Origin of the sequence: Lysobacter zhanggongensis, assembly GCF_046638635.1 — a bacterium.
GTDB lineage: Bacteria > Pseudomonadota > Gammaproteobacteria > Xanthomonadales > Xanthomonadaceae > Novilysobacter > Novilysobacter luteus.
In genome coordinates, this window is record NZ_JBJXHK010000003.1 from 34,884 (window position 1) to 59,008 (window position 24,125).

The 24,125-nt window shown below is 69.9% G+C and carries 24 protein-coding genes and 1 pseudogene; 16 read left to right on the plus strand and 9 right to left on the minus strand.

Going from position 1 to position 24,125, the window contains the following annotated elements:
- Positions 1 to 31: 31 nt before the first annotated feature.
- Positions 32 to 640, minus strand: a complete 609-nt coding sequence (locus tag ACKVMH_RS01120; protein WP_412698930.1) for a class I SAM-dependent DNA methyltransferase — start codon at positions 638 to 640, stop codon at positions 32 to 34.
- Here ACKVMH_RS01120 and ACKVMH_RS01125 point away from each other — a divergent pair.
- A complete protein-coding gene (locus ACKVMH_RS01125) occupies positions 639 to 1,118 on the plus strand; it encodes a CopD family protein (RefSeq protein WP_412698931.1) in 480 nt (159 codons plus the stop codon). The two genes, ACKVMH_RS01120 and ACKVMH_RS01125, sit on opposite strands and share 2 nt — an antisense overlap.
- A 17-nt stretch (positions 1,119 to 1,135) precedes the next feature.
- Here ACKVMH_RS01125 and ACKVMH_RS01130 read toward each other — a convergent pair whose 3' ends face one another.
- Genes ACKVMH_RS01130 through bla form a run of 3 tightly spaced genes read right to left on the minus strand, consistent with a single transcriptional unit; the run spans position 1,136 to position 4,273 of the window.
- On the minus strand, positions 1,136 to 2,845 hold the full coding sequence (locus ACKVMH_RS01130) for an alkaline phosphatase (protein ID WP_412698932.1): 1,710 nt from the start codon (positions 2,843 to 2,845) through the stop codon (positions 1,136 to 1,138).
- A gap of 58 nt (positions 2,846 to 2,903) precedes the next feature.
- A complete protein-coding gene (locus tag ACKVMH_RS01135) occupies positions 2,904 to 3,392 on the minus strand; it encodes an NUDIX hydrolase (protein WP_412698933.1) in 489 nt (162 codons plus the stop codon).
- Positions 3,392 to 4,273, minus strand: a complete 882-nt coding sequence (bla, locus tag ACKVMH_RS01140) for a subclass B3 metallo-beta-lactamase (RefSeq protein WP_215218509.1) — start codon at positions 4,271 to 4,273, stop codon at positions 3,392 to 3,394. Before bla ends, ACKVMH_RS01135 begins: the two co-directional genes overlap by 1 nt.
- 193 nt (positions 4,274 to 4,466) lie before the next feature.
- Between bla and ACKVMH_RS01145 the strand changes: the two genes are divergently transcribed.
- Positions 4,467 to 4,958, plus strand: a complete 492-nt coding sequence (locus ACKVMH_RS01145; protein ID WP_215218508.1) for an acyl-CoA thioesterase — start codon at positions 4,467 to 4,469, stop codon at positions 4,956 to 4,958.
- A gap of 57 nt (positions 4,959 to 5,015) precedes the next feature.
- Here the strand turns inward: ACKVMH_RS01145 and ACKVMH_RS01150 are convergent, their stop codons facing one another.
- Both ACKVMH_RS01150 and ACKVMH_RS01155 read right to left on the minus strand, forming a co-directional pair.
- Entirely contained in the window at positions 5,016 to 5,675 is a 660-nt protein-coding gene (locus ACKVMH_RS01150; protein ID WP_215218507.1) for a C40 family peptidase, read from the minus strand.
- A 118-nt stretch (positions 5,676 to 5,793) separates the two neighbouring features.
- Positions 5,794 to 6,390, minus strand: a complete 597-nt coding sequence (locus tag ACKVMH_RS01155) for a C40 family peptidase (protein WP_412698934.1) — start codon at positions 6,388 to 6,390, stop codon at positions 5,794 to 5,796.
- A gap of 113 nt (positions 6,391 to 6,503) precedes the next feature.
- Between ACKVMH_RS01155 and ACKVMH_RS01160 the strand changes: the two are divergent.
- From ACKVMH_RS01160 to hutG, 5 genes and pseudogenes are all read left to right on the plus strand, one after another.
- Positions 6,504 to 6,980 (plus strand): annotated as a pseudogene (locus tag ACKVMH_RS01160) (FKBP-type peptidyl-prolyl cis-trans isomerase); the annotation flags it as partial.
- A 141-nt stretch (positions 6,981 to 7,121) separates the two neighbouring features.
- Positions 7,122 to 8,378 carry a DUF418 domain-containing protein gene (locus ACKVMH_RS01165; RefSeq protein ID WP_412698935.1) on the plus strand — a complete coding sequence of 419 codons (1,257 nt, stop codon included), beginning with the start codon at positions 7,122 to 7,124 and terminating at the stop codon, positions 8,376 to 8,378.
- A 69-nt stretch (positions 8,379 to 8,447) separates the two neighbouring features.
- Positions 8,448 to 9,719, plus strand: a complete 1,272-nt coding sequence (locus ACKVMH_RS01170) for an NAD(P)/FAD-dependent oxidoreductase (protein WP_412698936.1) — start codon at positions 8,448 to 8,450, stop codon at positions 9,717 to 9,719.
- A gap of 53 nt (positions 9,720 to 9,772) precedes the next feature.
- Positions 9,773 to 11,116, plus strand: a complete 1,344-nt coding sequence (gorA, locus tag ACKVMH_RS01175; RefSeq protein WP_215218503.1) for a glutathione-disulfide reductase — start codon at positions 9,773 to 9,775, stop codon at positions 11,114 to 11,116.
- A 44-nt stretch (positions 11,117 to 11,160) separates the two neighbouring features.
- Positions 11,161 to 11,955 (plus strand): N-formylglutamate deformylase, encoded by a 795-nt coding sequence (gene hutG, locus ACKVMH_RS01180; RefSeq protein ID WP_412698937.1) that lies wholly within the window; start codon positions 11,161 to 11,163, stop codon positions 11,953 to 11,955.
- Between the two features lie 55 nt (positions 11,956 to 12,010).
- On the opposite strand, the gene ACKVMH_RS01185 is transcribed toward hutG, so the two are convergent.
- Both ACKVMH_RS01185 and parE read right to left on the minus strand, forming a co-directional pair.
- Positions 12,011 to 13,981 (minus strand): alpha/beta hydrolase family protein, encoded by a 1,971-nt coding sequence (locus ACKVMH_RS01185; RefSeq protein ID WP_412698938.1) that lies wholly within the window; start codon positions 13,979 to 13,981, stop codon positions 12,011 to 12,013.
- 56 nt (positions 13,982 to 14,037) lie between these two features.
- A complete protein-coding gene (parE, locus tag ACKVMH_RS01190; RefSeq protein ID WP_412698939.1) occupies positions 14,038 to 15,960 on the minus strand; it encodes a DNA topoisomerase IV subunit B in 1,923 nt (640 codons plus the stop codon).
- Between the two features lie 305 nt (positions 15,961 to 16,265).
- On the opposite strand from parE, the gene ACKVMH_RS01195 reads away from it, so the two are divergent.
- From ACKVMH_RS01195 to ACKVMH_RS01235, 9 genes are all read left to right on the plus strand, one after another.
- The gene (locus tag ACKVMH_RS01195; protein ID WP_215218499.1) at positions 16,266 to 16,562 is read left to right on the plus strand and encodes a hypothetical protein; all 297 of its coding nucleotides are present in this window, start codon (positions 16,266 to 16,268) and stop codon (positions 16,560 to 16,562) included.
- A 172-nt stretch (positions 16,563 to 16,734) separates the two neighbouring features.
- The gene (locus ACKVMH_RS01200; RefSeq protein ID WP_412698940.1) at positions 16,735 to 18,402 is read left to right on the plus strand and encodes a CTP synthase; all 1,668 of its coding nucleotides are present in this window, start codon (positions 16,735 to 16,737) and stop codon (positions 18,400 to 18,402) included.
- Positions 18,399 to 19,232 (plus strand): 3-deoxy-8-phosphooctulonate synthase, encoded by an 834-nt coding sequence (gene kdsA, locus ACKVMH_RS01205; RefSeq protein WP_215218497.1) that lies wholly within the window; start codon positions 18,399 to 18,401, stop codon positions 19,230 to 19,232. The genes ACKVMH_RS01200 and kdsA overlap by 4 nt, the downstream gene beginning before the upstream one ends.
- Positions 19,233 to 19,251: 19 nt before the next feature.
- Entirely contained in the window at positions 19,252 to 20,538 is a 1,287-nt protein-coding gene (eno, locus tag ACKVMH_RS01210; RefSeq protein ID WP_412698941.1) for a phosphopyruvate hydratase, read from the plus strand.
- Between the two features lie 7 nt (positions 20,539 to 20,545).
- Entirely contained in the window at positions 20,546 to 20,875 is a 330-nt protein-coding gene (gene ftsB, locus ACKVMH_RS01215) for a cell division protein FtsB (RefSeq protein ID WP_412698942.1), read from the plus strand.
- A 5-nt stretch (positions 20,876 to 20,880) separates the two neighbouring features.
- On the plus strand, positions 20,881 to 21,588 hold the full coding sequence (gene ispD, locus ACKVMH_RS01220) for a 2-C-methyl-D-erythritol 4-phosphate cytidylyltransferase (RefSeq protein WP_412698963.1): 708 nt from the start codon (positions 20,881 to 20,883) through the stop codon (positions 21,586 to 21,588).
- Positions 21,585 to 22,067, plus strand: a complete 483-nt coding sequence (ispF, locus tag ACKVMH_RS01225; RefSeq protein ID WP_215218495.1) for a 2-C-methyl-D-erythritol 2,4-cyclodiphosphate synthase — start codon at positions 21,585 to 21,587, stop codon at positions 22,065 to 22,067. Before ispD ends, ispF begins: the two co-directional genes overlap by 4 nt.
- Complete coding sequence (gene truD / locus ACKVMH_RS01230; RefSeq protein WP_412698943.1) at positions 22,060 to 23,145, plus strand: tRNA pseudouridine(13) synthase TruD; 1,086 nt, start codon at positions 22,060 to 22,062, stop codon at positions 23,143 to 23,145. The genes ispF and truD overlap by 8 nt, the downstream gene beginning before the upstream one ends.
- Positions 23,146 to 23,299: 154 nt before the next feature.
- Positions 23,300 to 23,527, plus strand: a complete 228-nt coding sequence (locus ACKVMH_RS01235) for a hypothetical protein (RefSeq protein ID WP_215218493.1) — start codon at positions 23,300 to 23,302, stop codon at positions 23,525 to 23,527.
- Positions 23,528 to 23,533: 6 nt separating this feature from the next.
- Here ACKVMH_RS01235 and ACKVMH_RS01240 read toward each other — a convergent pair whose 3' ends face one another.
- Positions 23,534 to 24,094: a Smr/MutS family protein gene (locus tag ACKVMH_RS01240; protein WP_412698944.1), complete on the minus strand. Its 561-nt coding sequence runs from the start codon at positions 24,092 to 24,094 to the stop codon at positions 23,534 to 23,536.
- Positions 24,095 to 24,125: the final 31 nt, after the last annotated feature.

A 24,125-nucleotide genomic window follows, 5' to 3' on the forward strand; every position in this document is an offset into this window, starting at 1 on the left:
ACGTGAACCGGCGCGCAGGTACCGGTGGAGGCTATTCAGGCACTTCCAACGCGGCGGCCCCGGCCCTGAGCGCGGGCGACAGCCACAGGTGCGAGCCGAGCGGCGCCAGGCCGGCGCCTGCGAACCGCTCGCGGTAGAACTTCGCCGGCCGCGCGTGGAAGCCTTCGACGTCGCCATCGATGCCGTCGGCACGGGTGAACGTTTCCAGGAAGGCCACGCCGCCGCAGAGCTCGGCCAGTGCGGGCAGGCCGCGGTCCAGCTCGCGCGTGGGCAGGTAATGCAGGACGTCGCTGCAGACCAGCAGGTCGACCGGCGGGCAGGGACGCAGGTGCTCGAAATCGCCGAAGCGGGCGAAATGCAGGTTGCGCCGTGCCCCGAAACGCTCCACCGCGTAGTGGCTGCTGTCGAAGCCCAGGTACTGGAGTCTCGGCCGCAGTTTAAGTAGGGGTGCGCGCCAGGCGCCTTCGCCGGCTCCGATATCGAGCACGGTCCGGATTGGCCGCTCCAGGTGGTATTCGGCGCTGGCGACGGCGAGCGCTACCTTCCGGGCAAGTCGCGCGCCGCCGCCGATCGCGGTGTCGCGCAGGGCCGGGTCGCGGTACCAGCGGTCGAAGTAGGCCTGGTCGTACTGTTTGGTCATGGCGGTGGGGAGTGGCGCGGGGCATGCGATCCTATCGCGCCCGACTGCCGGATCCGCCGTGGCCTACCTCTGGACCAAGACCTTCCACCTCGTGTTCGTGATCGCCTGGATGGCGGCGGTGTTCTACCTGCCGCGGATCCTGGTCAACATCGCCGAGGCGGGTGAGGCGCCTGCGGTGCGCGAGCGGCTCGTGCTCATGGGGCGTCGGCTGTACCGTTTCGGGCACGTGATGTTCGCGCTGGCGGTGGTGCTGGGCCTGGTGCTGTGGCTGCACTTCGACATCGCCGGCGGCTGGCTCCACGCCAAGCTGCTGCTGGTGGCGGTGGTGCTGGCGTACTTCATCGCCAGCGGGCGCTGGCTGAAGGGCGTCGACGCGGGCCGGCCGTTGCCGTCGGCCCGGTCGATGCGCTGGTTCAACGAATTGCCGGTGCTGGTGCTGGTGGCGATCGTCTGGCTGGTCCTGGCCAAGCCGTTCTGATCGCCGCCTGATGGCCGTCAGTGCCCGTGCAGGGCGCTGGCGTCCGGCAGTTCCACCGGCACGCCATCGGAGTTGCAGCGACCGGCCGCGCACATCGCCTCGCGCAGCCGTGGCGTCGCCTGCAGCATGAAGTGGAAGATGGTGTTCTGCTCGACGCTGCCGCGTACCGCCGCGCTGCCCGGCCCCCGTGCCCAGATGCCGACGTCGTCGCCGCCATGCGACTCGCTGCCGCCCGGCACGGTGGCCTCCTGCAGGTAATCGGGGCCACCGGTGTCGACCAAGCTCAGGTCCGGGCGGCCGGTTGCGGCGAGGTACTCGCCCGGCCGGTGCGGGAACGACTTCGGCCCGGCCGGCTGGCTGCCGCTGGCACCGGTGTAGCCGGGGCCGTTGGCGTAGCCAAGCGTGGTGAACGGCAGGCCCAGCGCGTCGGTGGACGTTTCGACGCTGCCGTCGGCGTTGGTCTCGCGGACCTTGCCCAGGATCGGGTTGCCACGTGTCGGGTAGCCGGCGAACGTCAGCGTGTGCGCATGGTCGGCGGTGACCAGTACCAGGGTGTCGTCGGCCGAGGTCATCCGGCGCGCGACGTCGACCGCCTCGCTCAGCGCGATCGTGTCGCTCAGTGCGCGGAAAGCGTTGCCGTCGTGGTGGGCGTGGTCGATCCGGCCGGCCTCGACCAGCAGCACGTACCCGTCCGCGTCGGTCGCCAGGCGGGTGATCGCCGCGCGGGTCATCTCGGCCAGGCTAGGTTCGCCGGCTGGGTCGTTGGGGCGGTCGTGCTCGTACTGCATGTGGCTGGGTTCGAACAGACCCAGCAGCGGCCCGTCGGCCGGCGCGGCGGCCAGCTGCCCGGCATTCCACGCATAGGTGCCGCCGGGGTGGCGACGCTTCCATTCGGCGATCAGGTCGCGCCCGTCGGCGCGGCGGCCGCGGGCGTCGGGGTATTCCGGGTCGGCTTGGTCGGACGGGAAGAAATTGGTGCGGCCGCCGCCCATCAGCACGTCGGGGCCGTTGCCGTACGGCGACTCGATCATCTGCCGGGCGATGTCGACGCAGCCCGCCGCTTTGGCCGCCGCCGGCATCGCGCTGTCGCTCTCCCAGTTGCGGTTGGGCGCATGGCTGAACGTCGCTGCGGGGGTGGCGTGGGTGGCGCGCGCGGTGGTTACCACGCCCGTCGCCATGCCGCTGGCGGCCGCCAGCTCCCACAACGTCACCAGCGGGGCTTCCAGCGACGCCGCGCAGTCGCCGAACGGCGCCGACTGGCCGATGCTGATGACGCCTGCACGGGTCTTGGCGCCGGTGGCCATGGCGCTCATGGTGCCGGCCGAGTCGGGGGTCTGCTGGTCGGTGTTGTAGGTCTTGCTCAGCGCGGTGGCCGGGAAGTCCTCCCAGCCCAGGCGGTTCTCCTCGCCCGGCTGGCCCTTGCGCTGGCCGTCGAGGATGCGTGCGGCGGCGACCGTGGTCAGGCTCATGCCGTCGCCGACGAACAGGATCACGTTGCGCGCCCGGCCTGCCATCGCGCCGCGGCTGGCCGCCTGGGCGGCGCCGTCGCGGAACCACCAGGCGGCGGTTTCACCGGCAGGGCGCTCGATGGCGGGGACCTCGACCTGCAGGCTTGCAGTTGGCCCCGCGGCGCTGTCCCGCGGCTGCGGCGTGCTGACGCAGGCGGTCAGCAGGGCGGAGGACAACGCGGAGGCGAGCAGCAAGGGAAGGCGGACGCGTGCGGGCATGGAAACAACCTGGGACCGTGGAACGGGCGATTATGCCGCGCCGTTGTTGCATCCGGCCTCAGGCGCGCGAATGGCTCCAGGAGACCATTCGCCCCTCGCGGTACGGCATGACCCCGTGGAACTGCCGCTCGTCGTCGTCGAACACCAGCGGCAGGAAGTTACGGTCGCCCTCCCACATCGGCAGTTCGTGCAGACGGTCCAGCGGCACCCATTCCAGCGTGCCTTCCGGGTTGCGGGTGAAGGGCGTGCCGGCGAAACGCGTCACCAGGAACACGAAGCCCAGCCAGTCCTCGCCCCGCTTGCCGAACCCCGGCCAGCTGACGGTGCCGCGCAGGCGCAGCTGCTCGCAGGTGATGCCGGCCTCCTCGAGGATCTCCCGGCGCATGCCGGCCACCACGTCCTCGTCGGGCTCGATTTTGCCGCCGAGGCCGTTGTACTTGCCCAGGTGCTGGTCGTCGGGACGGGCATTGCGGTGGACCAGCAGCACCTCGCGGCCGTCGGGCGACAGCACGTAGCCAAGGGTTGCGACGATCGGGGTGTAGGGCATCAGTTGCCTGCCTCCCGGCGCTGCGTGGCCAGCTGTTCGTCCAGCCGGCGCTCGGCGTTGTCGGCGTAGGCCTGGCAGCCGACCGGTGCCGGATGGCGATCTGCGGCGGCGCCCGGCGCCCAGCCGACGCTGTCGGGGTGCGGGGCGATCAGCAGATCGCAGGGCAGTGCGCGGATGGCGGCAAATCCGGCGCGGTAGTCCTCCACGATGCGCGGGTAGCGCGGGTTGTCGAGCAACCGGTAATCGGGCGCGCTGACGCTGTCGGCGTATGCGATGCGCACCGGCTGTCCGTCACGGGTGTCGGTCCAGCTCCAGCTCATCGACCCGGGCGTGTGGGCGGGCGTGAAATGGACGGTGAAAGCCATGCCGCCCAGTGTGATGGTCTCCCCGTCCTGCAGCAGGCGGTCGGCCTGCACCGGCGGGAACAGGATGGCGTCGGCGTAATGGATGTCGTCGCTGCCACCGCGCGCCAGCAGCACGGCCGATTCTGCGTTGCTGGCAAGCATGGCACCGGTGGCGCGCTTGACCGCCGCGAGCGGGCCGGCGTGGTCGCCGTGCGCGTGGCTGTGGAGGATGTAGGTCAGGTCGCGGGGTTCGACGCCCACCGACGCCATGTGCTCCAGCAGCATGTCCGCGGCCGATGCCACGCCGCCGTCGAGCAGGACCGCGCCCTCGTCGGTCTTCACCAGCAGCGCGGTCAGCCCGCGCGTGCCGATGTACCAGGTGTTGTCGGCGATCCGGAACGGTGCCACCGGCTCGCGCCAGGCCTCGCGGGTCTGGTAGCCGTGCGCCACCGGCAACACCGCCTCGGCGGCGATGGTGGTGGAGGAGGCGGCCCACAGCAACGCGCAGGCGAGGGTCGGCAGGCGGGAGGAAACCATCGGGGCACCCTGGTGTGGATCGGGCGCGCAAGTGTGGGCGATCGCCGCGGGCGTCGCCACCGGCGAACCGTCAACCCGCCTGCACCGGATGCCTGCGCATAATCGGCCGTCCCTCGCAGGAGTCGCCGATGAGCCGTTGCACCGCCGCCGCCCCCAGCCCGCCTGTCTGGCGCATCGCGCCGGGGGCCCGCACGTGAGCGGGAGCCAGCGCGAACTGACGATGCGCTTCCTGGCCGAGCCCACCGACGTCAACTACGGCGGCAAGGTGCACGGCGGGGTGGTGATGAAGTGGATCGACCAGGCCGGCTACGCCGCCGCGGTCGGCTGGAGCGGTACCTACAGCGTTACCGTCGCGGTCGGCGGCATCCGCTTCGTGTCGCCGATACGCATCAGCGACCTGGTCACGGTGCGGACCAAGCTGGTCCACACCGGCACCAGCAGCATGCACTTCGCGGTCGAGGTCAGCGCCCGCGATCCGATGGGGGGCGAGCCGCGGCTGTGCACACATTGCGTCATCGTGTTCGTCGCCCTCGACGGGGTCGAAGGCAAGCCCACTCCGGTCCCGGCGTGGACACCGGTCAGCGACGACGACCGCCACCTCGCCGACTACGCCCTGCAGGTGATGGAGCTGAGCAAGGGCATCGAGCAGACCGTCGAACGCTACCGCCTGGCCGGCGAGCTGTAGCCGGAAACGACGAAGCCGCCCGGAGGCGGCTTCGGCAGGACCACGGGAAGGCTCGTTTCAGATGCCCGCCACGCGCCGGGCCTGCATGTACTTGCCGCTCCAGTAACCGGTCTCCAGGCTGGACACCATCACGTCCTTGCCGGTGCTCGGGGCGTGCACGAAGCGGCCTTCGCCGACGTAGATGCCGACGTGGTCGACGCGGCCACGCTTGCCGAAGAACACCAGGTCGCCCTCGGCCAGCTCGGACTTGTCGGCGATCAGCTCACCGGTCCGGGCCTGGTCGCGCGACACGCGCGGCAGCTCGACGCCCAGGGCGTTGCGAAACACGTAGCTGACCAGCCCGCTGCAATCGAACCCCTTGTCCGGCGAGGTCCCGCCCCAGCGGTAGGGCGTGCCGAGCAGGGCGAGTGCCCGCTGCAGGACGTTCTTCACCTTGCCGTCGGTGGGCTGGTAGTCGGCCGCCACGGCGGCGGTCTTGCCCGACACCAGCAGTGTGTTGATGTCGCTGGCGAGCATGAGCGCGCGGTCGGGCAGGGTCATCGCGTCGGGCATCAGCGCCGGGGCGTTGGCCGCCGTCGCCGGAGTGGCCTGTTGCGCGAAGGCCGGCAGCGCCGGGGCGGCGGCCAGCAGGATCGAAAGAAGGAGGCGGGTTGCGGCACGCGGGGTGCGGGCGGCGGAGGTATTCGGGCGGCCTTGGCCTGGGGTCTTGGTCGTCACTTGGGGATCACGAAGTCATCACGCGGGCATCATGCCCGCGGAATCCGGCCAAGAGGTTCAAATAGAGTTAATTTTCCGTTAGGAGTATGCGGCGTTCATTCCACTTCGGCAGGTGCGTTCAGAGGACGCGCTTCGCACCGCTGTAGTGGTCCCGCCAGTAGTGCCCGTTCAGGTGGTCGAGCCGGACCGTCCCGCCACTGCTGGGGGCATGCACGAAACGGCCGTCGCCGACATAGATGCCGACGTGGGTGACCCGGCCGCCGCTGCCGAAGAACACGAGGTCGGCCGGGGACAGCTGGTCCGGGGCGATCCGCGGCCCCTGGTAGTCCGCCAGGGCGCCCGAGCTGCGCGGCAGGCGCAGGTCGAGCATGTCGCTGTAGACATAGTTGACCAGCCCGCTGCAGTCGAACCCGGACTGCGGGGTGTTGCCGCCATAGAGATAGGGCGTGCCGACCAGGCTGATCGCCCGCATCAGCACCGCATTGGCGGCGGCGGGATCACTCGGCGCCCGCGTGGCCCAGTCGCGACCGGGCGGCGGAGGCTGCGAGCGCGCCACTTCGCTTCCGCTTCCGCTTCCGCAGCCGGCCAGACCTGCGCAAAACAGCAGGCTGCAGCACAGCGCGGCCAAGGGTCGGAGGGTCGGGGACGCGGCGGCCTGCACCGGGCGTGCTGGCGCGTGGGCGTTGATGCCGGGATAATGCGCGGCCTTCGTCACGCCGACAGCTTGGCTGTCCCGGGGCGCGACGGCAACCCCCTTCGCCGCCACCGACCGGTGGTGCTGCCCGCGCCACGCGACGGTCCTCCGTCCGGCCTCCACCGAGTAACCGCATGAAAATCGAGAAAGACCGCGTCGTCCTCTTCCACTATTCCGTCGCCGAGCAGGGTGGCGAGTCGCTCGAATCCTCCGAGGGCCGCGGCCCGCTGGCGATCCTGGTCGGCCACGGCAACATCATCCCGGGGCTGGAGAAGGCGATGGACGGCCGCGAGGCCGGCGACAAGTTCACCGCCGAGGTGAAGGCAGCCGAGGCCTACGGCGAGATCCAGCCCAACCTGACCCAGCGCGTCCCGAAGAAGTACTTCAAGGACGTCAAGTTGGTCCCCGGCATGCAGGCCGTGCTGCCGACCAACTTCGGCCCGCGCGCGGTGACCGTCCAGAAGGTCGGTATGAGCGTGGTCGACGGCGACCTCAACCACCCGATGGCCGGCCAGGACCGGAGTTTCGAGATCGAGATCGTAGAGGGGCGCGAGGCAAGCGAGGAAGAGATCCCGCACGGCCACGTGCACGGCGAGGGCGGGCACCAGCACGGACCGCAGCGGTCGTCATCGCAGACCCCGTCGGCCCGCCTTTGCGGGCCGACTTCGTTCTGGGGCCGGCATGACGTGTGGCGGTTGCCGACGCCTGCGCGGCTGGCATGATCGGCGCTTCAATGCCTGGGGAGGCTGCGCATGACCACCACGACCCTGACGCCGGTATCGGCATCGGAGCGGATCGACAACCTCGACGTGCTGCGCGGCCTGGCGCTGCTGGGCATCGCCCTGATGAACGTCGAGTACTTCACTGCGCCGCTGGCCGACATGGCCTCTGGCATCGCGCCGGACGCGCGTGGACTGGACTGGCTGGCCGACGCGTTCGTCTACGTGTTCGTGCGCGGCAAGTTCTGGACGCTGTTCTCGCTGCTGTTCGGCATGGGGTTCGCGGTGATGCTCGGCCGTGCCGCGGCGGCCGGCCGCGGGTTCGTGCCGATGTACCTGCGGCGCACGTTCGGGCTGCTGCTGATCGGCCTGGTCCACGCGTTGCTGGTCTGGTCGGGCGACATCCTGGTGTCCTACGCGGTGACCGCGCTGCTGCTCATGGCGCTGTTCCGCAATACGGCGACGACACAGCTGTGGAAGTGGGGCGCATGGATCTGGGGCGTGCTGCTGGCCCTGATGCTGCTCGGTTCGGCCGCGATGATGGCGATGGGCGATGCCGCCTCCGACCCGGACGCCGCGGCGATGGCCGAGACCATGGCCTCGCTGCGGGACGCCGAGATCGCCGCCTATTCTTCGGGCAGCTACGCCGAGGCGAACGCGGTAAGGCTTCAGTGGTTCATGGAGTCGCTGGGCGACAACTTCTTCCTCGTGCCGCTGGTGCTGGGGATGTTCCTGATAGGCGCGTGGCTGGTCCGCAGCGGGGCCATGTCGGAGCCGGCGGCCCATCGGCGCATGTTCGTCCGGCTCGCATGGCTTGGCGGGCTGGCTGGCCTTGCGCTGACGCTGGCGAGCGTGGCCATCAACCCGAACCCCGACATGGTCGCCGGCGCCGATCCCGACGCCATGATGGCGATGACGTTGCACATGGCCGGGTCCCCGCTGATGGCCTTGGCCTTCGTCGGCATCGTGGTGCTGGCCCTGCAGCGCGGCGCTGCCTGGCTGCGGGCGGTCGCACCGGCCGGACGCATGGCGCTGACCAATTACCTCGCGCAGTCGGTGATCGGCACGCTGCTGTTCTACGGCTACGGGCTGGGCCTGTGGGGCGGGGTGTCGCGCGCCTGGCAGGTGCTGGGCGTGGTGGTGGTGTTCGCGCTGCAGGTGGCGCTCAGCCGCTGGTGGCTGTCGCGGTTCCGCTACGGTCCGATGGAGTGGCTGTGGCGCGCCTTCACCTACCTCCAGTGGCCGCCGATGCGGCGCGCGTCGGGCCCGGTGCCGCCCGTGGCTGCCTGAGTCCCTGGGTCGGTCGGGCGGGATCGCCTGCCTGACACCGGCTGCTCGCCGCCGCTTAAACTCGCCGCCATGGATCGACGCGAAGACGTGGTGGTGGTGGGGGCCGGTGTGGTCGGGCTCGCCTCGGCGCTGGCCCTGATCGAGGCCGGCCGGCGGGTCACGGTGATCGACGCAGGCCGGGTCGGCGGCGGCAGTTCACATGGCAACTGCGGCACCATCACGCCCAGCCACGCACCGCCGCTGGCAGCGCCGGGCATGGTCGCCACCGCGCTGCGGATGATGCTGACGCCCGACGCTCCGCTGTACGTCCGGCCGCGGCTCGACCCGGTGCTGTGGCGCTGGATGTGGCGTTTTGCCGGTCGTTGCAACCTGCGCGACTGGGAAAGCAGCGCGCGTGCCAAGTCACAACTGCTCAACGATTCGCGGCTGCGGCTGCAGGACTGGATCGCGCGCTACGGGCTGGACTGCGGCTTCAGCGAGTCGGGCGAGGACTACGTGTTCCGCAGTGACCGCAAGTTCGAGGAAGACCAGCGCGAGATCCCGCTGCTGCGCGAACTGGGCATCGCGGTCGAGGTGATCGACGGTGCCCGTTTCGAGGCGATGGAACCGGCGGTCAAGCCCGGTGTCGCCGGCGCGATCCGGTTCTCCGGGGATGCCGTGTTGCGTCCCGACCGCTACGTCATCGAGCTGGCCCGGACCGTGCGCGAGCGCGGCGGGGTGGTGGTCGAGCATGCCGCCTTGGACTCGCTGGCGAGCGACCGCGACGGGGTGACACTGCGGGTGGCCGGCGAGGTGGTGCAGGCCGACCAGGTGGTGCTGGCGCTGGGCGCGTGGTCGCCCCGGCTGGCGGGCGCGGTCGGGCTGCCATGGCTGCGTTCGGTGATGCAGCCGGGCAAGGGCTATTCGGTCACCTATTCACTGCCGTCGCTGGTACCGCGTCGCCCGCTGATCCTGCGCGAGCGCTCGGTCTGCGTCACCACCTGGGACGACAGCCGGGGTTACGGCGGGTTCCGGCTCGGCAGCACGATGGAGTTCTCCGGCTTCGACGTCAGCCTCAACGAGCGCCGGCTCGGTGCGCTCGAGCGCGGCGCGGCCGAGTACCTGCACCAACCGGTCGGCCCCGAGGTCCGGGAGCGCTGGTACGGCTGGCGGCCGATGAGTTGCGACGACATCCCGATCATCGGGCGTGCCCCCGGCCACGAGCGCCTTTGGCTGGCGACCGGCCACGGGATGATGGGCGTGGGCATGAGCACCGGCACCGGCCAGCTCGTCGCGGACCTGATGACCGGGCATGCGCCGGCCGTCGACCCCGCGCCGTACCGTCCCGACCGCTTCGCCTGAGGCCGCCTACACGCCGCTTCGGGCACGATGGGCCATCACCAGCGGAGCGAGCGATGCACAACGACTTCGACCTGATCGTGGTGGGTGGCGGATCCGGCGGGCTGGCCGGCGCCTTCCGCGCGGCCGAGCACGGTGCCCGGGTGGCACTGCTGGAACCCGAAGCGCTGGGCGGTACCTGCGTCAACGCCGGCTGCGTGCCCAAGAAGGCGATGTGGCTGGCGGCCGAGGTGGCCGGCAAGCTGGGGTTCGCCGGGCGGCTCGGGTTTCCCGCCCAGGACTGCGCGCTGGACTGGCCGACCTTCATCGCCCACCGCCAGCGCTACATCACCAACATCCACGCCAGCTACCAGCAGCGGCTCGACAAGGCCGGCGTGGCCCTGCTGCCGGTGCGCGGCCGGCTCGCGGGTGCAGGCACGGTCGAATGCAGCAACGGCGTCCGCCTGCGCGCGCCACGGATACTGATTGCCACCGGCGGCCACCCTGTGCGGCCGGACATGCCGGGCGCGGAGCTGGCCGGTACGTCGGACGATTTCTTCGGCTGGACCGCAGCGCCGGCCCGGGTCGCGCTGGTCGGTGGCGGCTACATCGCGGTCGAACTGGCTGGCGTGCTGCAGGCGCTGGGCAGCGCGGTCAGTGTCTTCGTGCGCGGGCAGCGGCTGGTCGACAGTTTCGATGCGCAACTCACCGCACAGCTGGCCGAGGACTACCGCCAGGCCGGCATCCACATCCATTTCAGCTGCAGCGTCGAAGGCGTGGAAAAGACCGGCGACGGATTCCAGGTCATCGCCCCCGGTGCATCTGAATTGGTGTTCGACCAAGTGCTGCTCGCCACCGGCCGGCGCCCCAACACCGACGCAATCGGCCTTGACACGGCCGGAGTCGAGACCGACCGCCGCGGCCACATCGTGGTGGACGAGCGGCACGCCACCAACGTGGACGGCATCTTCGCGGTGGGCGACGTCAGCACCGACCTGCCGCTGACGCCGGTCGCCATCGCCGCCGCCCGCCGGTTGATGGACCGCCTCTACGGCAACCGCGACCGGCCGCTCGATCCGCACGACATCCCAACGGTCGTCTTCAGCCATCCGCCCATGGGCAAGGTCGGCCTGACCGAAGACCAGGCGCGCGAGCAGCACGGCGACGACGTGCATGTCGCCACCGCGTCGTTCCGGCCGATGCTGCATGCGCTGGTCGACTCGCCGCAGCGCAGCGTGTTCAAGCTGGTCTGCGCCGGCCCCGACCGCCGGGTGGTCGGCATACACCTGCTGGGCGAGGCCGCCGACGAGATCCTGCAGGGCTTTGCGGTCGCGCTGAAGCGGGGCATCACCCTCGACGACCTGCACGACACCGTCGCGATCCACCCCACCAGCGCCGAAGAAGTGGTGCTCATGCGCTAGGCCGGGCGCGAGCGTCCTGTAGGAGCCGCTCCTACAATGGCCGGATGGATACCTACGCGCTCCACCGCGGCACTGCGCCGCTGCTGGTCAGCCTGCCCCACGACGGCAGCGTGATCCCCGAGGCACTCGCCGCGCGCATGACCGAGGTCGCGCGTGCCGCGCCCGACACCGACTGGCACGTCTCGCGCCTGTACGACTTCGCCCGCGAACTGGGCGCTTCCGTGCTGGTCCCGCGGTACTCGCGCTACGTCGTCGACCTCAACCGTCCGCCTGACGACACCTCGCTGTACCCCGGGCAGAACACGACCGGCCTGTGCCCGACCGTGCGGTTCACCGGCGAGCCGGTCTACCTCCCCGGCGCGGAACCCGACGAGGCCGAAGTGCGCGATCGCGTCGAACGCTACTGGCGCCCGTACCACGACGCCTTGGCGGGCGAGCTCGCCCGGCTGCGGCTGGAACACGGGCGGGCGGTGCTGTGGGAAGGGCACTCGATCCGTGGTGACGACCTCCCGTTCCTGTTCGACGGCCGCCTGCCCGACCTCAACCTCGGCACCGGCGGCGGGACGAGCTGCTTGCCGGCACTGCAGCAGCGACTGGAGGCGGTCCTCGCCGCACAACACGACTTCGACTGGGTCGCCAATGGACGGTTCAAGGGCGGCCACATCACGCGCCATTACGGCGATCCCGATCGTGCGGTCGAGGCGGTGCAGCTGGAGACCAGCCAGCGCTGCTACATGGACGAGGCGACGTTCGAGTACCTGCCGGAACGGGCGGCGCGCTTGCAGCCGGTGCTTCGGCGCCTGCTGCTGGCCGCGCTGGCCGGGCCTGGAGCCGGTTGAAAGCGGGGGGGGAAAGCGGAGGCGCCGACCGCATCGTCGGCCGGCGCCACACTTCTCAGGGCGCAGTGGCGGCGGTCGGGCCCGCGGAGCGGCCGCCGATGTGGCGGTCGAGGAAATCCGCCATCGTTTCCAGCAGCTTCGCCTGGTTCTCGGGCTTGTAGAAGCCGTGTCCCTCGCCGGGCACCACCAGGGTTTCCGCCGGACGCCCGCTCTTGCGGAACGCGGTGGCGAGCGCGTCGAACTGTTCCATCGGAACGCGCCGGTCGATCCGGCCCTGCGCCAGCAACACCGGGACCTTGATGCGGTCCACCTGCCGAGCGGGCGAGTTCTCGACCAGCGCGGCCTCGTCGGTACCGAGCACGCGCTCCAGGTAAGAACGTCCGGCGCGGCGGGCGGCGATGTCGCCTTCCTTGAACATCATCTGCAGGTCGTAGACGCCGACGTGGCCGATGGCACACTGGTAGGCGTCGGGATACCGGATCGAGTTCATCAGTGCGGCGTAGCCACCGAAGCTTGCACCGTAGATGCACACGCGCGACGGGTCGGCCAGCTGCTGGTCGACCGCCCAGCGGACGCCGTCGGCGATGTCGTCCTGGATGCGCCCGCCCCATTCGCGGTAGCCCGCCTCGATGAACTGCTGTCCACGCCCGCCGGATCCGCGGTAGTTGACCTGCAGGACGGCGTAGCCGCGGCTGGCCAGGAACTGCGCCTCCGGATTGAACCGCCACCGGTCATACGGCCCGTGTGGGCCGCCATGGGGCATCACCACCATCGGCCGGGGGCCGTCACCGGCAGCGGTCAGGAACCCGTACAGCGTCCGGCCGTCGCGGCTGTTGAATTCGATCGGCCGCACCGGCGCCATCTTCGCCGGCTCGATCCAGGGCTTCAGCTCGGCGATGAGGCGGATCTTCCCCGCCGTCCGATCCAGCAGGTAGTACGCGCCGGGGTGGCTGCCGGAGTAGGTGAAGAAGATCAGCTTGCTGTCGTCGTCGCTGAAGTCGAAGGGCATGACCAGTTCGCCCGGGAAGCTTTGCATCAAGCCGGCGTGTAGCGCGGCCCACGGCGATGCCTTGTCGATGTACTCGATCGAGGGCTTGCCGGCATCGAAGAACACACCGAACGGCGCGCCGCGGCTGCCTTCGTACAGCACGCGGGCGATCTCCATGTCCGCCCGCCCCGCCAGCAGGGTGCGGGTGCCCGCGGCCAGGTCGAGCCGGTACAGGCGTTCGGGCTCACCCTTGTCGGACACCAGTGCGAACATGACGTCCGGCTGGTCCGAGAACCGCAACGGCGACAGCGAATAGCCCGCCATCGTCCGCGGCAGTGGTTGCCAGGCCGCGTCGGCGGTGGGGCGATAGCGCATCAACGGGTTGTCGTTGGCATCGCGGCTGACCGCGATCCGGGCAGTGCCGCTTCGGTCGGCGCCAAAAATGGTGTCGCCGCGGAACCGCTCGACCTCCTTGCGCACGCCGGTGCGGGTGTCGACGCGGAAAAGTACGGTGTCGGGCTCCTCTCCGCAGTTCCAGCAGCGGAAGGTCACCAGCGCCATGCCCGGGTCGTCGAGGATGAGGCCGGTGAGCGCCGAGAAGCCGTTGTCCTTGCGGCGACCGGACTTCATGAAGAAGTCGCCGATGTAGCCGAACAGCAGCTCCTGGTCGCTGCCATCGGCATTGGTCGCGATCAGCTCGCCGCGGCTGTAGGGTTCCGCGTGCAATGGCTCCATCTCGGCGCGTGACACCACCAGGCGCTCGTTGGTGGTCCAGTACACGTCGGTGACGTGCTGCTGCTTGCCGAAGCGCAATGCCAGCGCGCCTCCGCCCTCGTCGAGCGGGATGATCTGCAGCTGCGTCTCCGTTCCCTCGGCCACCGGCACCGCCATCGCGACCCGGGTGCCGTCGGGCGACAGTGCGATGTCGGAAATCTCGGAATGCTTGGCGAACAGTTCCGCGGCGGGTGGGCTGGCGGCTGCCACGGGGGCAGACAACAGCAAGGACAGCGCAACGCCGAAACAGCGGATATGTGGCATGTTCCCTCCCCGGAACACGGATGTGTCCCGGGAGTCTGCCACGCCGCAGCAGGGGGTCAGACTTCCAGCGTCGCCAGGTCGCCCTTGTTCTCCAGCCACGCCTTGCGGTCACCGGCGCGCTTCTTGGCCAGCAGCATGTCCATCAGCGAATGCGTGGCATCGGCGTCGTCGACGGTCAGCTGGACCAGCCGGCGGGTGTCGGGGTGGATGGTCGACTCGCGCAGCTGCGAGGGGTTCATCTCGCCCAGGCCCTTGAAGCGGGTGACATTGACCGCGCCGGCCGCGCCCTTCTTTTTCTCGGCCTTTTCGCGTTCGATCTTCTCGAGCAGGATCCGCTTCTCCTCCTCGTCCAGGGCGTAGAACACCTGCTTGCCCAGGTCGACGCGGAACAGCGGCGGCATTGCCACGAACACGTGGCCGGCCGCGACCAGCGCCGGGAAGTGCTGCAGGAACAGCGCGGTCAGCAGGGTGGCGATGTGCAGGCCGTCGGAGTCGGCGTCGGCCAGGATGATCACCTTGCCGTAGCGCAAGCCCGTGATGTCGTCCTTGCCAGGGTCGCAGCCGATGGCGACGGCCAGGTCGTGCACTTCCTGCGAGCCCAGCACGCTGCCGGAGGCCACCTCCCAGGTGTTGAGGATCTTCCCGCGCAGCGGGAGGATCGCCTGGAAATCCTTGTCGCGCGCCTGGCGCGCGCTGCCGCCGGCGGAGTCGCCCTCCACCAGGAACAGCTCGGTGCGCGACAGGTCCTGGCTGGTGCAGTCGGCCAGCTTGCCGGGTAGGGCGGGACCCTGGGTGACCTTCTTGCGGGTGATCTGTTTTTCGGTCTTCAGCCGGGCGCTGGCGCGCTCGATCGCCAGCTGGGCGATCCGCTCGCCGAGCTCGACGTGCTGGTTGAGCCACAGGCTGAAAGCGTCGTGCGCGGCGCCCTCGACCATGCCCGCGGCCTGTCGCGAACTGAGCCGCTCCTTGGTCTGGCCGGAGAACTGCGGGTCGGTCATCTTCAGCGACAGCACGAACGCGACCCGGTCCCACACATCCTCGGGCGCCAGTTTGACGCCACGCGGCAGCAGGTTGCGGAAGTCGCAGAACTCGCGCAGCGCATCGGTGAAGCCGGTGCGCAGGCCATTGACGTGGGTGCCGTGCTGGGCGGTCGGGATCAGGTTGACGTAGCTCTCCTGCACCAGTTCGCCCGCACGCCCATCAACACCAGGCACCCAGGCCACGGCCCAGTCGACCACCTCGGTGTCCTTCTGCAGGTGGCCGACGAACAACTCCGGCGGCAGCAGTTCGGCCTCCGCCAGCTCGCCGCGCAGGTAGTCGCGCAGGCCGTCCTCGTAATGCCACTCCAGCTTCTCGTCGCCGGCGACGTCGTGCAGCCGGACGGTCAGGCCGGGGCAGAGCACGGCCTTGGCGCGCAGCAGGTGCTTGAGCGAGCGCAGGTTGAACTTGGGGGTGTCGAAGTACTTCGGGTCGGGCCAGAAGCGCAGGCGGGTGCCGGTGTTCTTCCTGCCGACGCTCCCCACCACCTCCAGCTCGGAGCTGCGGTCCCCGTCCCGGAACTCCATCCGGTACTCGTTGCCGTCCCGCTTGATGAAAAGCTCGACCCGGGTAGACAGCGCGTTGACCACGCTGACGCCGACGCCGTGCAGGCCGCCGGAGAAGGTGTAGTTCTTGCCGCTGAACTTACCGCCCGCGTGCAGCCGGGTCAGGATCAGCTCGACACCGGGGATGCCCTCCTCGGGGTGGATGTCGACCGGCATGCCGCGGCCGTCATCGGACACCTCGCAGCTGCCGTCGGCATGCAGGGTCACCTCGATCACCTTCGCGTGGCCGCCCAGCGCCTCGTCCACCGAGTTGTCGATGACCTCCTGCGCCAGGTGGTTGGGGCGGGTGGTGTCGGTGTACATGCCGGGCCGACGCTTGACCGGGTCCAACCCGGACAGGACTTCGATATCGGCGGCGTTGTAGCGGGTATTCATCTGGGCGTACGGCACGGCGCGGCGGAGCGGCGAGGATGAAGACGGGGCGGGGGACGGTCAAGCGAAGTCGCGCGCGGTTCGCGCGACCGGCACGTATCCGCGTCACGCGGGCGGCCAGCGTTAATTTCCCGTTCGTTCAGGCTGGAGCGAGGAACCGGCGGCTAGGGTCGGGCCGTCGTCGAGGTACCCCCTGTTCCCCGGCGGCATGCGACTGCGCGGATTCTCCCCCGGATCCCGCCGCCGCGTTCCCGGGCCCCCGCCCGGGCGCTTCACCCATTTTCCAAAGATCTCAGGAGAGACATCGCATGAATATTCGCAAGCTGATGCTGCCGGCCGTGATTGCCGGTCTGATCGCCGCTCCGGCCGCGTTCGCCCAGTCGGCCGACGTCAATGCCCAGGCCGAGGTGGATGCACAGGCCCAGGTCGAGCAGGCCGAGGTCGAGCAGGCCGCCACCACCGCCGGCGACGTTGTCGGCGACGCTTCGGCGCTGGTCGACGAAGCGGCCGAGGCCACCGAGGCCGCTGCCGCGACCGACGTCGAGGCCGATGCCGCGGTCGAGGCCGAAGGCGAAGTGGAGCCCGAAGAGGACGACGGCTACTGAGCCATCGGACCGATCCACGTTCCAGAAAGACGCCCCGGTCCGCCGGGGCGTCTTTTTTCATGGGCGCGCGGCGGCGGTCGCCGATGCGGGACAGTGCGGCCCGGAATAGTCAAGCGGTCGCGGCCCGGCGCCCCAGCCGGTAAACTGCGGCTTTCCAGCGGCACAAAAATCCATGACTCCCCTGATCTTCGTCACTGGCGGCGTGGTGTCCTCGCTCGGCAAGGGCATCGCGGCAGCCTCGCTGGCGGCCATCCTCGAAGCGCGCGGCCTGCGCGTGACGATGATGAAGCTCGATCCGTACATCAACGTCGACCCGGGCACCATGAGCCCGTTCCAGCACGGCGAGGTGTACGTCACCGACGACGGCGCCGAGACCGACCTCGACCTTGGGCACTACGAGCGCTACGTCCGGACCCGCCTGAGCCGCAAGAACTCGGTCACCACCGGCCGCATCTACGAGAACGTGATCCGCAAGGAGCGCCGCGGCGACTACCTTGGCGGCACCGTGCAGGTGATCCCGCACATCACCGACGAGATCAAGCGCTGCATCGTCGAGGCCACCCAGGGCTTCGACGTCGGCCTGGTCGAGATCGGCGGCACGGTGGGCGACATCGAGTCGCTGCCGTTTCTGGAGGCCATCCGCCAGCTGCGCACCGAGCGCGGGTCGGACAAGGCCCTGTTCATGCACCTCACCCTGGTGCCGTGGATCGCCGCCGCCGGCGAGCTCAAGACCAAGCCGACCCAGCATTCGGTCAAGGAGCTGCGCTCGATCGGCATCCAGCCCGACATCCTGCTGTGCCGCTCCGAGCAGCCGCTGCCCGACAGCGAGCGCCGCAAGATCGCGTTGTTCACCAACGTCTCCGAGCGCGCGGTCATCTCCGCCGTCGACCTGGACAACATCTACCGGATGCCGCAGCGCTTCCACGAGCAGGGGCTGGACGACCTGATCATCGACCGCCTGCGCCTGCCGGCCGGCCCGGCCGACCTGGCCGAGTGGGACGCGGTGCTGGACGCCAGCGAGCACCCGGTCGACGAGGTCACCATCGGCGTGGTCGGCAAGTACGTCGACCACCAGGACGCCTACAAGTCGGTGGCCGAGGCCCTCAAGCACGGCGGCCTGCGCCAGCGCACCCGGGTCAACCTGAAGTGGCTGGAGTCGAGCGACATCGAGAAGGTTGGCGCCGAGGAGGCACTGGCCGGCGTCGACGGCATCCTGGTGCCGGGCGGTTTCGGCGACCGCGGCTTCGAAGGCAAGGTCGACAGCGCCCGCCACGCGCGCGAGCACGGCATCCCGTACTTCGGCATCTGCTACGGCATGCAGGCGGCGGTGGTGGACTACGCCCGCAACGTCGCTGGCCTGGAAGGCGCAAACAGCACCGAGAACGACAAGGCCAGCCCTCACCCGGTGATCGGCCTGATCACCGAGTGGCGCACCGCCGCCGGTGACGTCGAGCGCCGCAACGAGGAGAGCGACCTGGGCGGGACGATGCGGCTCGGCCTGCAGGACCAGCGCATCAAGCCCGGCACGCTGGCGCACGCGATGTACGGCAAGGACGTCGTCGGCGAGCGCCATCGCCACCGCTACGAGTTCAACAACCGCTACCGCACCCAGCTCGAGGACGCGGGGCTGGTGATCAGCGCCAAGTCGATGGACGACCTGCTGGTCGAGATGATCGAACTGCCGCGCGACCGCCACCCGTGGTTCCTGGCCTGCCAGGCCCACCCGGAGTTCCTGTCGACCCCGCGCGACGGCCACCCGCTGTTCGTCGGTTTCATCCGCGCCGCCCGCGAGCACAAGGCGCAGGCCGGCGGACGGCTGCTCAAGGAGGCACACGCATGAAACTCTGCGGATTCGAGATCGGCCTCGACCGGCCCTTCTTCCTGATCGCCGGCCCGTGCGTGATCGAGTCGATGCAGTTGCAGCTCGACACCGCCGGCACGCTCAAGGAAATCACCGGCGAGCTCGGGATTCCCTTCATCTTCAAGTCCAGTTTCGACAAGGCCAACCGCACCTCGGTGTCGGGCTTCCGTGGCCCCGGCCTGGAGGAAGGGCTGAAGGTGCTGTCGGAGGTGAAGAAGCAGCTCGGCGTACCGGTGCTGACCGACGTCCACGAGTACACCCCGATGGACGAGGTCGCCTCGGTGGTCGATGTCCTGCAGACCCCCGCATTCCTGTGCCGCCAGACCGACTTCATCCAGAAGGTCGCCGGCGCCGGCAAGCCGGTCAACATCAAGAAGGGCCAGTTCCTGTCGCCGTGGGAGATGAAGCACGTCGCCGACAAGGCGCTGGCCACCGGCAACCGCGACATCATGGTCTGCGAGCGCGGCGCCAGCTTCGGCTACAACAACCTGGTCAGCGACATGCGCTCGCTGGCGGTGATGCGCGACACCGGCTGCCCGGTGGTGTTCGACGCGACCCATTCGGTGCAGCTGCCCGGCGGCGCCGGCGGCAAGAGCGGCGGCCAGCGCGAGTTCGTGCCGGTGCTGTCGCGCGCGGCGATGGCGGTCGGCATTTCCGGCATCTTCATGGAAACCCACCCCAAGCCGGAAGAAGCGCTGTCAGACGGACCCAACGCCTGGCCGCTGCCGAAGATGCGCGCGCTGCTGGAGACGTTGATGGCCATCGACGAAGTGACCAAGCGCAACGGCTTCCTCGAATCCCAATCCTGAGACCTGCAAAGAACCCGACATGACGACCATCGCCAAAGTCCACGCCCGCGAAATCCTCGACAGCCGCGGCAACCCGACCCTGGAGGCCGAGGTCACCCTCGCCGACGGCAGCTTCGGCCGCGCGATGGTGCCGTCGGGCGCGTCCACCGGCTCCAAGGAGGCGGTCGAACTGCGCGATGGCGACAAGACCCGCTACCTCGGCAAGGGCGTGCGGACGGCGGTCGACAACGTCAACACCACCATCGCCCAGGCGATCGGCGGAATGGACGCGGCCGACCAGGCCGGCATCGACAAGCGCCTGATCGACCTGGACGGGACCGAGAACAAGGGGCGGCTCGGCGCCAATGCGCTGCTCGGCGTGTCGATGGCCAACGCCCACGCGGTCGCCGCGTCGTTGAAGCTGCCACTGTGGAAGCACCTCGCCGGTGACCGTACCCCGGTGTTGCCGGTGCCGATGATGAACATCATCAATGGCGGTGCGCACGCCGACAACAACGTCGACCTGCAGGAGTTCATGATCCTGCCGACCGGGTTCGAGACCTTCTCCGAAAGCCTGCGCGCCGGCACCGAGGTGTTCCACGCGCTCAAGTCGGTGCTCAAGGGCCGTGGCCTGTCGACCGCGGTCGGCGACGAGGGCGGCTTCGCCCCCGACCTGCGCAGCAACGAGGAAGCGCTGGAAACCATCCTCGAGGCGATCGGCAAGGCCGGTTACCACGCCGGCGAGGACATCCTCCTTGGGCTGGACGTGGCCAGCAGCGAGTTCTACGAGAACGGCAAGTACAACCTCACCGGCGAGGGCAAGCGCCTGACCAGCGAGCAGTTCGCCGACTTCCTCGGCAACTGGTGCGCGCAGTACCCGATCGTCACCATCGAGGACGGCATGGACGAGGGCGACTGGGACGGCTGGAAGCTGTTGACCGCCAAGCTCGGCAACAAGGTGCAACTGGTCGGCGACGACCTGTTCGTGACCAACCCGCGCATCTTCCAGCAGGGCATCGACCAGCAGGTCGCCAACGCCATCCTGATCAAGGTCAACCAGATCGGCACCCTGACCGAAACGCTGGAGGCCATCGCGATGGCCGACCGCGCCGGCTACGCGGCGGTGGTCTCGCACCGCTCCGGCGAAACCGAGGACACCACCATCGCAGACATCGCCGTGGCCACCACCGCGACCCAGATCAAGACCGGCTCCCTGTGCCGCAGCGACCGCGTGGCCAAGTACAACCAGCTGCTGCGCATCGAGGAGCAGCTGGGCAAGGCCGCCCGCTACGCCGGCCGCGACGCGTTCGTCTCGCTGAAGCGCTGACACGGCCATGCCGCGTCGCTGGCTCGGCGTGTTGCTGGTACTGCTGGCCGCCATGCTGGTGCTGCTGCAGTACCGGCTGTGGCTGGGCGAGGGCGGCCGCCGGTCGGTGGCCGCACTCGAGCAGCGCGTTGCCGAGCAGGCGCATGAGAACGACGGGCTCAAGCAGCGCAACGACGCGCTGGCTGCCGAAGTCGAGGACCTCAAGTCGGGCGAGGCGGCCGTCGAGGAGCGTGCCCGCAGCGAACTGGGGATGATCAAGCCGGGCGAGACGTTCTACCGCGTGGTCGAACCCGAGGACGCGACACCGGCCGGTCCCGACGGCGACGCCGCCCCGTGACCGCCGTGCGCACGTCGCCGGCGGGCGCATGGGCGGTGGTCCCGGCGGCCGGACGTGGCACCCGGTTCGGCGGCGAGCTGCCCAAGCAATACCTCACGATCAATGGCAAACCGCTCATCGAACATGCCCTGCGCGCCCTGCTGTCGCATCCGGGCGTGGCGGGCGCAGTGGTCGCGCTCGCGCCGGATGACACGCACTGGCCGGGCTGGACCGAGGTGGAAGGCAAGCCGGTGATCCGCTGCGTCGGGGGCACGGAGCGCGCCGATTCCGTCCTCGCCGCGCTGCACGCGCTACCCGACGATGCCCACGACGACACGCTGGTACTGGTGCACGACGCGGCCCGTCCCAACCTCTGGCACCAGGACATAACCCGTCTGCTGGATTCCGCCGGGGACAACGACGGCGCGATCCTCGCCGCGCCGGTCCGCGACACCCTCAAGCGCGCCGGCGACGGCGGCCTAATCGAGTGCACCGAGTCCCGCGAGCGGCTCTGGCGCGCATTGACGCCGCAGGCCTTCCGGCGCGGCGCGCTGCGCGACGCCCTCGAACACGCCGCGCGCGACGGCATCGCGGTCACCGACGAGGCGATGGCGATGGAGCGCACAGGCGCCCGCCCGCGGCTGGTGGAAGGACGTGAGGACAACCTCAAGGTCACCACGCCGGCGGATCTCGCGCTGGCCGAATTCCTGCTTGCAAGACGAGTGCATCCATGAACATCCGTATCGGCCAGGGCTACGACGTCCATGCATTCGGCGATGGCGACCACGTCGTGCTCGGCGGCGTGCGCATCCCGCACGGGCGCGGCGTGCTCGCGCACTCCGACGGCGACGTGGTGATCCATGCGCTGTGCGACGCGATCCTGGGTGCGCTGGCGCTGGGGGACATCGGCCGGCACTTCCCGCCGTCCGATCCACAGTGGAAGGACGCCGACAGCCGCGCGTTCCTCCGCCACTGCACGGCCCTGGCGCGCGAGCGCGGCTGGAGGCTTGGAAACGCCGACGTCACCGTCATCTGCGAGCAGCCGAAGGTCGGGCCGCATGCCGCCGCGATGCGCGAAGCGCTGGCCGCCGACACCGGCGTCGCAGTGGACGCGATCAGCGTCAAGGCCACCACCAGCGAGAAGCTCGGTTTTACCGGGCGGGGCGAGGGCATCGCGGCGATGGCGGTGTGTCTCCTGGTCACCGATGAGTGACCTGCCGCCGCCGTCGGGCGGTAACAACGACGACGACGGCGCCGGCCGGCTCCCGCGCGCGTCGGGTCCGGCGGTGCTGGCGGCGCGCATCCGCGCCACTCCGGAAGATTTCCGCGTAGAGGAGGTGCCGGGGTTCGAACCGAGTGGCAGCGGCGAGCACCTGCTGCTGGATGTCGAGAAGCGCGGCATGAATACCGCGTTCGCGGCCAGGCATATCGCCGCATGGGCCGGCGTTCCGGAAAGTGCGATCGGGTACGCCGGGTTGAAGGACCGCCACGCGGTGACCCGCCAGCGTTTCAGCGTGCACCTGCCGAAACGGTCGGCGCCGGAGCTGGCCACACTCGAGCGCGACGAAGCCGGCGAGCACCTGCGCGTGCTGGGCCATGCCTGGCATTCGCGCAAGCTGCCGCGTGGCGCGCTCGCGGGTAACCGGTTCGTGCTGGTGCTGCGCGAGCTGCAGGGCGACCGTGCGGCGATCGACCGCCGGCTCGAAGTGATCGCTACGCGTGGCGTGCCCAACTACTTCGGCGAGCAGCGCTTCGGCCGCGGCGGCGACAACCTCACCCACGCACTGGCGATGTTCGCCGGTCGCCGTGTCGGTCGCGAGCAGCGCGGCATGTTGCTGTCGGCCGCCCGCTCGGAACTGTTCAACCGCGTGCTGGCCGCCCGCGTGCAGTCAGGCGACTGGGACACCGGCATGGCCGAGGGCGAAGTCTGGATGCTCGACGGCAGCCGCAGCGTGTTCGGGCCCGAGCCGCTCGACGAAGCTCTGGCGGCCCGCGTTGCCGCTTTCGACATCCATCCGACCGGCCCGCTGTGGGGTCGCGGCGACCTGCGCTGCACCGGGCCGGTGGCTGCGCTGGAAGAGGCAACCCTGGCCGACGGGACGGCGATGCGCGTGCGCGAAGGCCTCGAAAAGGCCGGCCTGAAACAGGAGCGCCGCGCGTTGCGCCTGCGTCCAGCAGACCTGTCGTGGGACTGGCTGTCGCCGGATGCTCTGCGGCTCGAGTTCACCCTGCCGGCCGGCACCTACGCCACGGTGGTGCTGGCGGAACTCGGCGAGATCCGCGTGCCCTGACCCGCACTGGCTGGTCGCGCACGGCCACTGCCGTTCGTCGGAAAACGGTCAACCGACACTGGCGCGCTCCGTGCGCCGGCGTATATCTGGCCGTGCCCGGTCGCACCGGGCCCCGGGAACCGGTCCCGGTTCCGGGCAGTCACAGGAGACGGTCATGAAGGCGATATCCAGAATCGCGGTGATCTCCGTGGCGGTGGCGGGCCTCGCGGCCTGCGCCAGCATGGATGACAGGGGCGCCACCCTGTCGCCGGAAACCTCACCCATCGGTCCCGACAAGGCCTACATGTCGCGCGTCGAGAAGATCGCGTCGCGGCGGGGCATCGAGGTCATGTGGGTCAACCCGCCGGTCAAGCACGAAACGCTGGTCGCCAGCGGCGATTGAGCTACCTCAGCGCCGTTTCGGCGGCGCCAGCAGGACCACCACCGCACCCGTCCCGCCCTGGGCCGGGGGCGCGGAGTGGAACGCCAGCACGCTCGCGCGCTGGCGCAGCATCCGGTCGACCATGTTCTTGAGAATCGGCGCGCCGCTGCTGCCGACGTCCGCATCCCTGCGGCCACCCTTGCCGTGGATGATGCGCACGCATCCCAGACCGTGGCGCTGTGCGTCCGACAGGAAGGCCCGCAGCAGCGCTTCAGCGGTGCGCGCGTCGCTCCCGTGCAGGTCCAGCTCCTCCTGCGCCGAAATCTCCCCGCGGCGCAGGCGACGGTAGACCGAGTCGGGCAGGCTGTCCTGCCGCCACGCCAGCACGTCGCCCGCCGCTGCCAGGTGCTCGTCGAGCGCGAGCCTGAACTCGTCGCGCGCCGCCGCCTCGTCGCGTTCGGCCATCCGTGCGCGCGGTCGCGGTCGCGCGGGCATCGGCGGCGGGGGGCTCTCGGGCAACTTGCGCACGGGACCGATCGCGTCACGGAACAGTGCTGCGTCGTCGTCCTCGTCGCGTGGGTCGCTCATGGCCGGATCCGCTCGATCATGGGCCAAGCGT